The organism is bacterium endosymbiont of Bathymodiolus sp. 5 South, from assembly GCF_900128535.1.
GTDB lineage: Bacteria > Pseudomonadota > Gammaproteobacteria > PS1 > Pseudothioglobaceae > Thiodubiliella.
Genome location: NZ_FQTR01000106.1, coordinates 1 through 6240, shown reverse-complemented (window position 1 = coordinate 6240; position 6240 = coordinate 1). Strand labels below are relative to the sequence as shown.

Genomic DNA, 6240 nt, shown 5'->3' with positions numbered 1-6240 from the left:
TTTTTGCAAGCAAAAACTCAAACCCTTAAAATGACGATTGTAAGTGGCTTGAGAATTATTGATTCAAATGCTCAAACTGGAATAACGTGGTGGAACTGGACAGTTTAGGATATAGTGCTTTGTTTTCTTTATAGTCAATTGGCACATCAATAATATGCACACCGCCTGCATCAAAACAAGAACGAATGAGGGGTAAGAATTGATTGGCATCCTCTACCTTATGCCCTTTTGCACCATAACTATCCGCATATTTAACAAAATCAGGATTGTTATATTCAAGTCCAAAATCATCCAAACCTTGCCCTTCTTGCTTCCAACGAATCATCCCAAAAGCACTGTCGGTTACAATCAGTACTACCAAATTTAATCCAAGGCGTGTGGCAGTTTCAATCTCTTGTGAGTTCATCATAAAACCCCCATCACCGCAAACTGCCATCACTTGTCGCTGTGGATATAATAAGGCGCAAGCCATTGCACTTGGCAATCCCGCGCCCATTGTTGCTAACGCATTATCAAGTAAGACGGTATTAGGCATATAAGTGTGATAATGTCGTGCAAACCAGATTTTATACATACCATTGTCTAGTGCAATAATTGCATCTTTATCAAGTCCGCGACGCACATCAGCAACAATACGCTGTGGCAATAAAGGATAAGAAGCGTCATTATCTTTCTCGTGAATCACTTGTTTAATACGCTTTCTAAATGCCAATAATTCTAATGAACAATTGTTTAATTCTAATTCTTGTGCCAAACGATTAACCGTGGTTTTAATATCACCTACAATCTCAAGTTGCGGAAAGTACACTTCATCGACCTGTGCAGAGTTAAAATTAATATGAATGACTTGAGTACCACCTTCATGCATAAAAAATGGCGGTTTCTCCACCACATCATGACCAATATTAATAATCAAATCTGCTGTTTCAACCACTCGGTGCAATACATCGCCATCAGACAATGCAGCTGTACCTAAGAATAACGGATTTTCACAACTCACCACACCTTTACCCATTTGCGTATTAAAAAATGGAATACAGGTTTTATCAACGAAATTTTGCATTGATTTAAATAACTTTTTGCGATTAGCCCCAGCACCAATTAATACCAAAGGGTTTTTGGCATTTTCAATCATTTCTACTGCCATCTCTATAGTCTTTTGGTCTGCATCTGGGCGACGAATCTCATGTACAGGGAATATATGCCAATCTTTGACCTCTTCAAACGCCACATCTTCAGGTAGCTCTAAATGTACTGCACCTGGCTTTTCCTCTTCTGCCAAACGAAAAGCATCTCGCACTAAAGAGGGAATCATACTGCCGCTCACAATTTGTTTGCTAGATTTGGTGAGTGGCTCCATCATACGCACAATATCAATAATTTGAAAACGCCCTTGTTTACTAGAGTTAATCGGTTTTTGCCCTGTAATCATTAACATTGGAAACCCACCCAATTGCGCATAAGCAGCGCAAGTAACAAAATTGGTCGCACCCGGACCTAAAGTTGCCAAACATACGCCGGTTTTACCTGTCATTCTGCCGTAAGTCGCTGCCATAAATGCTGCACCTTGCTCATGGCGAGTTAGCACAAATTTGATGCTTGAATCTTTTAAAGAATCTAAAAAATCTAGATTTTCTTCGCCAGGAACACCAAAAATATACTCAACACCTTCATTTTCTAAAGCTTTAACAAATAAATCAGATGCTTTCATATTACCTCCCTAAATGTTGTGATGGATAAAGTTCACTCATTGGAATTGAGCGAGCATTATTTTGTACAATACGCACATGATTGCGATTTAACTCCCTAGGCTCGGATACACCACAAGAATGAGCAATAACCTCAACTGCGTGATTCATATTGTGCACATAGTTAGCGACTTTGGTTGCTTTATTTTTCGGGTCTAAGCCTTTTTGCAGGCGTTTATTATGCGTGGTAATACCCGTTGGGCAGGTGTTTTTATTACATTTTAAGGCTTGAATGCAACCAATTGAAAACATAAACCCACGGGCACTGGTTATAAAGTCTGCCCCAGCACATAACGCCCATGTCACCTCAGATGGCGTGATTAATTTGCCAGAGGTAATGACTTTAATACGCGCTTTAAGATTGTATTGAATGAGTTTATCAACCAACAAGGGTAGCGTTTCTTTAATGGGTAGACCAACATTATCTAATAGCGACATAGGTGCTGCCCCTGTGCCGCCATCACCACTATCTAGCGTCATAAAATCTGGTGCACAAGCCTCGCCACGCTTGTTAATCTCTTGGAAAAGATCATCCAGCCAATCGGTTGCACCAATCACCGATTTAAATCCAGTGGGCTTACCAGTAACCTCACGCACATGATTAATCATATCCAATAAATCTTGTGCACTACTGATTTCAACATGTCGATTGGGTGATATGGAATCTTCACCAACGCCAATACCGCGAATTTGTGCAATCTGAGGGGTTACCTTGGCCCCTGGTAAAATACCACCTTTGCCGGGTTTTGCACCTTGACTCATTTTAATTTCAAACATTTTGAGCTGCTTATGTTCAGCAATTTCGATTAATTTTTCATCGCTTAAATGACCTTGTTCATCCCGCACACCATATTTTGCTGTGCCTATTTGAAAAACAATGTCTGCGCCACCTTCTAGATGGTAAGGTGATAGACCACCTTCACCAGTGTTATACCAACAACCTGCTATTGCCGCACCGTTTGAAAATGCTAAAACGGCAGGTTTGGAAATTGCACCAAAACTCATACCAGAAATATTGAAAATCGATTTTGCCTTGTAAGGTTTCCGACAAAAACCTTCGCCAATGGTAATTGGGCGGGTTTCAGATGCATCTTCATCTAGCGTTGGAAAAGGACAATTGGCAAAAATCACCGTGCCTACCGGACTTAGATTTTTGGTTGAGCCAAACGCAACTGTGGTGTCTGTATTGTTAGCCGCCCTATGCACCCAATCACGCTCTGCACGATTAAATGGCATCTCCTCTCTGTCCATCGCAAAGAAGTATTGACGAAAAAACTCACCCAAGCTAGAAAAAATACTACGAAAATGCCCAACAACAGGATAATTGCGCAACACCGCATTCTTTCTTTGGCTAATATCAAAGATAAAAATAATAACAATAAATAAAACCAATAAACCCATCACAAAAACAAACAGTGTAGATAAAGCCTCCAGAACAGGGGTTGCTGTCTCAAGCATCTCTACCATGTTTTGTGTTTTCATACTTAAGACCTTTTAATGCAAATTATATTATCTAATGATACTCTGCCTTGTCCATAAATCACAATAACCAAGAGCATTACCCCCCAAAGTTTGTGGTCATAATAACCACCCTGCCAAATAACTGGATAAGAAACCACAGCAATCATATTAAAGACAAATAAGTTAAATGCCATCAATCTTGTTGCCAAACCCAAAACCAAAAATATTGGCAGAATTAACTCTGCTGCTGTCCCAAGATAAGCAGCAAGCTCCCAAGGAATTAAGGGTACTTGATATTCATTTTCAAACAAATATTGCGCACCTGAAGACAAAAAAGGCAACTCTGAATCCCAGCTACCGAGCTTTGTCAATCCTGCACGAAAAAATCCATCTGCAACATATAAGCGTAAAAAAATTTTAAAAATATCATCGGTGTATTTATGCAGATATGTAAAAATTTGATTGTATAAATGCATCATTGCCTCTCCTTGTATTCTTGTGGTGTTATCTTTGCCACCAAAACTTGTGCACCTTGACGATAAATCTTTAAGTAATCTCCTCCGCTCGCCAAGTCAAGTTGCTCGCTATTTTCATTAAGTTGCCAAATTTTAATAACAGGATACACTGAGGCCATAAAAAATACAATGTCCGAAAAATAACAACGCTCATAATATCTTTCCAGCTTAGCAATATCTGCTAAATATGATACAGTCTTACAATCTGGACTTAATTTAATAAAATTCGAAAACTCATCACCATAGTCAATAATATTACCTGTTGTTGAGGGGTGAGCTATTATAAAATCTTTGGCGAGTTTATTAAAGAAATCCTCACCCACTAAGCGTTTAACGCAAGAATAACTCTTAGCTAAAGATTCTCTCAAACTCAAAAAATATTGATTGCGATAAATTTGAATCAAATCTTGAGCCGTAAAATTACCCTTATTTAGATAATTTTTAGAGACACTTTCAACTGTCAACACATCTTGATAAAAATCTCTTTGTAATTGTTTAAGCGCTCTATCTTTCACTTAAATATTCTTGCGCTGTTTGCGCTTCATTTAACAAAATTGACAAATCTGGAATGTTGCTATCCCACTCAACGAGTGTAGGCTTGTTACCAATCTTACTTAACACTGTTTGATACAAACCCCATACTTCTTTGCTAACTCGTTTTGAATGGTCGTCAATCAAAATCTTACCTTTTTCCAAAATTTTCTCAGTGTAGCCTGCCAAATGAATCTCTAGCACATCATCTATATCAATACTGTTTAAGTAATCATGGGCTTGATAATTATGATTAAAACAACTGACAAATATATTATTCACATCGAGCAATAAACCGCAGCCAGACAAACTTGGCAATGCAGCAAAAAATTCCCATTCAGGGATAGTCGATGCTTTGAAGCACAAGTAAGAAGATGGATTTTCAATAAGAATTTGTCTGCCTAAAAAATCCTGAGTTTGTTTGACCTTATCAGTAAAATTATTGAGCGACTCTTGTGTGTAAGGTAGTGGCAACAAGTCATTTAGATAATGATTATCAATACTTGACCAACTAAGATGATCAGAGACTAAATCTGGTTTAAAACGCGCAATAGCATTTTTAAGATTTTGTAAATGTTGCTGATTAAGCGCATCTACTGAACCTAAAGAAAGCCCGACACCATGGAGACTTAATGGATATTTATCAGCAATCTGTTCTAGCTGATAAGTTGCAAAATTATCATAAAAAAAGTTTTCGCTATGGACTTCAAACCAGCCAATATCTGGCTCTTCATCAATTACCTGCTGTAAATGCTGATGACGAAGTCCAATACCAGTATTTTTAATCATCAATAGCCCAATCTAAAAATTACCATATCTTATACCAAGGCTTGCCTTGATTAGCAGCGATTTTTGTGGTCGCCAAACCTTTGTCAATCCAACCACGATTAATACCGCCATCAAGCTCAAAAATATTTTGATAGGCGGTTTTTTTATCTAAAAATCTACCGATGATTTTAGTGCGACTGGCATGCGCACAAACCAACACAAAGGGCGTGTCTTTATTGGGCACAATTTTTGATAAATCACGCAACCATCGCTCTATATTGTATTTGCCATTTTTATCAAAAAAAGTGAGTTTATGTGCGTTAGGAATAACGCCATATTGCTCATATTCATCTTGCCTACGCACATCAATAATGACAAGCCCTTGTTTGATTTTGTCTCGTACTTGCTCAGTTGAAAGGGTTTTAAAATCTGCCTTGGCAAACGCAGGAAGTAGCACAAGTAGTATTAATGCAATTTTTTTCATCGTATTTATATATATTATATTATTTGAGACCTTTGCATAAATATGAATAATCATCAAAACGCCATTTTTCGCCAACTTGACAATTTTATAAAACACAGCCATAGCTTTGCTATGACTATATTTCATAAAATCACCAAGTCGGCAAAACTTGTCATTTTGCTAATCATCCCTACTTATGCAAAAGTCTCTATTTTTCTAAAAAATGATCCAATAATCATTCTCTAGAAAAATAATAATCACACATGGGTAAAAGGAAGATAGCGTCACATGTGATTATTAAAAAAACGCCTAAGAAGAAGTTAAATTACCACCAACCAACTTATCACATAAGCCTTTTGGTAGGGCGATAAAAGCGTCTTTTTGCCCATCAGCATTCGAAGAGCCTGCACATGATGAGGTCTTAGTAGCGCAGTCATTTTGACCTGCCTTAACCACGCCATAGCATTTTTCTTTAGTTGCTGCATTAGTATCAGCTGCTGCACTCGCGTCCATAACAATAAAGTTAGAGCCTAGCAAGGTTAGACCCGCCAAAGTTAGTGTTTTTATTTTATCCATTTTTTTCCTTATTAAAGTTCAATAAAAGTCATTGAGTAATCAATCACATTATAATTATACGGTACACCTTATTAATAAGTGGAGAATTCAACCCATAAGTGCAACACTTCCATTTAAAAAATAGTCCTTGCCAGTCATCTTGGCAAAGACCTCAAATGGGGTCTTGTACCCCAAGCAT

At 37.8% G+C, this 6240-nt stretch carries 8 protein-coding genes; 1 reads left to right on the top strand and 7 read right to left on the bottom strand.

Annotation, left to right across the window (positions count from 1 at the left end; all coding sequences use genetic code 11):
* Positions 1-55 precede the first annotated feature (55 nt).
* The 6 genes from BBROOKSOX_RS08395 to BBROOKSOX_RS08370 are packed head-to-tail and all read right to left on the bottom strand — an operon-like array spanning position 56 to position 5507.
* The gene (locus BBROOKSOX_RS08395) at positions 56-1711 is read right to left on the bottom strand and encodes an acetolactate synthase large subunit (RefSeq protein ID WP_139660948.1); all 1656 of its coding nucleotides are present in this window, start codon (positions 1709-1711) and stop codon (positions 56-58) included.
* A 1-nt stretch (position 1712) separates the two neighbouring features.
* Complete coding sequence (locus BBROOKSOX_RS08390; protein ID WP_257607815.1) at positions 1713-3230, bottom strand: FMN-binding glutamate synthase family protein; 1518 nt, start codon at positions 3228-3230, stop codon at positions 1713-1715.
* 2 nt (positions 3231-3232) lie between these two features.
* Positions 3233-3688: a DoxX family protein gene (locus BBROOKSOX_RS08385; protein ID WP_139660946.1), complete on the bottom strand. Its 456-nt coding sequence runs from the start codon at positions 3686-3688 to the stop codon at positions 3233-3235.
* Complete coding sequence (locus BBROOKSOX_RS08380) at positions 3685-4239, bottom strand: HvfC/BufC N-terminal domain-containing protein (protein WP_139660943.1); 555 nt, start codon at positions 4237-4239, stop codon at positions 3685-3687. Before BBROOKSOX_RS08380 ends, BBROOKSOX_RS08385 begins: the two co-directional genes overlap by 4 nt.
* Positions 4229-5044 carry an MNIO family bufferin maturase gene (bufB, locus tag BBROOKSOX_RS08375; RefSeq protein WP_139660941.1) on the bottom strand — a complete coding sequence of 272 codons (816 nt, stop codon included), beginning with the start codon at positions 5042-5044 and terminating at the stop codon, positions 4229-4231. Before bufB ends, BBROOKSOX_RS08380 begins: the two co-directional genes overlap by 11 nt.
* Positions 5045-5063: 19 nt before the next feature.
* Entirely contained in the window at positions 5064-5507 is a 444-nt protein-coding gene (locus tag BBROOKSOX_RS08370) for a rhodanese-like domain-containing protein (RefSeq protein WP_180323928.1), read from the bottom strand.
* A gap of 42 nt (positions 5508-5549) precedes the next feature.
* Between BBROOKSOX_RS08370 and BBROOKSOX_RS08365 the strand changes: the two genes are divergently transcribed.
* Complete coding sequence (locus tag BBROOKSOX_RS08365; protein ID WP_180323927.1) at positions 5550-5732, top strand: hypothetical protein; 183 nt, start codon at positions 5550-5552, stop codon at positions 5730-5732.
* Positions 5733-5795: 63 nt separating this feature from the next.
* Here the strand turns inward: BBROOKSOX_RS08365 and BBROOKSOX_RS08360 are convergent, their stop codons facing one another.
* Positions 5796-6062, bottom strand: coding sequence for a BufA1 family periplasmic bufferin-type metallophore (locus BBROOKSOX_RS08360; RefSeq protein WP_180323926.1), 267 nt, complete (start codon positions 6060-6062; stop codon positions 5796-5798).
* Between the last annotated feature and the right edge of the window lie 178 nt (positions 6063-6240).

Bases quoted from the DNA above. Each gene is read 5' to 3' on its own strand.
- bufB (WP_139660941.1), bottom strand. From the start codon at position 5,044: ATGATTAAAAATACTGGTATTGGACTTCGTCATCAGCATTTACAGCAG.
- BBROOKSOX_RS08395 (WP_139660948.1), bottom strand. From the start codon at position 1,711: ATGAAAGCATCTGATTTATTTGTTAAAGCTTTAGAAAATGAAGGTGTT.
- BBROOKSOX_RS08385 (WP_139660946.1), bottom strand. From the start codon at position 3,688: ATGATGCATTTATACAATCAAATTTTTACATATCTGCATAAATACACC.
- BBROOKSOX_RS08360 (WP_180323926.1), bottom strand. From the start codon at position 6,062: ATGGATAAAATAAAAACACTAACTTTGGCGGGTCTAACCTTGCTAGGC.
- BBROOKSOX_RS08365 (WP_180323927.1), top strand. From the start codon at position 5,550: ATGAATAATCATCAAAACGCCATTTTTCGCCAACTTGACAATTTTATA.
- BBROOKSOX_RS08390 (WP_257607815.1), bottom strand. From the start codon at position 3,230: ATGAAAACACAAAACATGGTAGAGATGCTTGAGACAGCAACCCCTGTT.
- BBROOKSOX_RS08370 (WP_180323928.1), bottom strand. From the start codon at position 5,507: ATGAAAAAAATTGCATTAATACTACTTGTGCTACTTCCTGCGTTTGCC.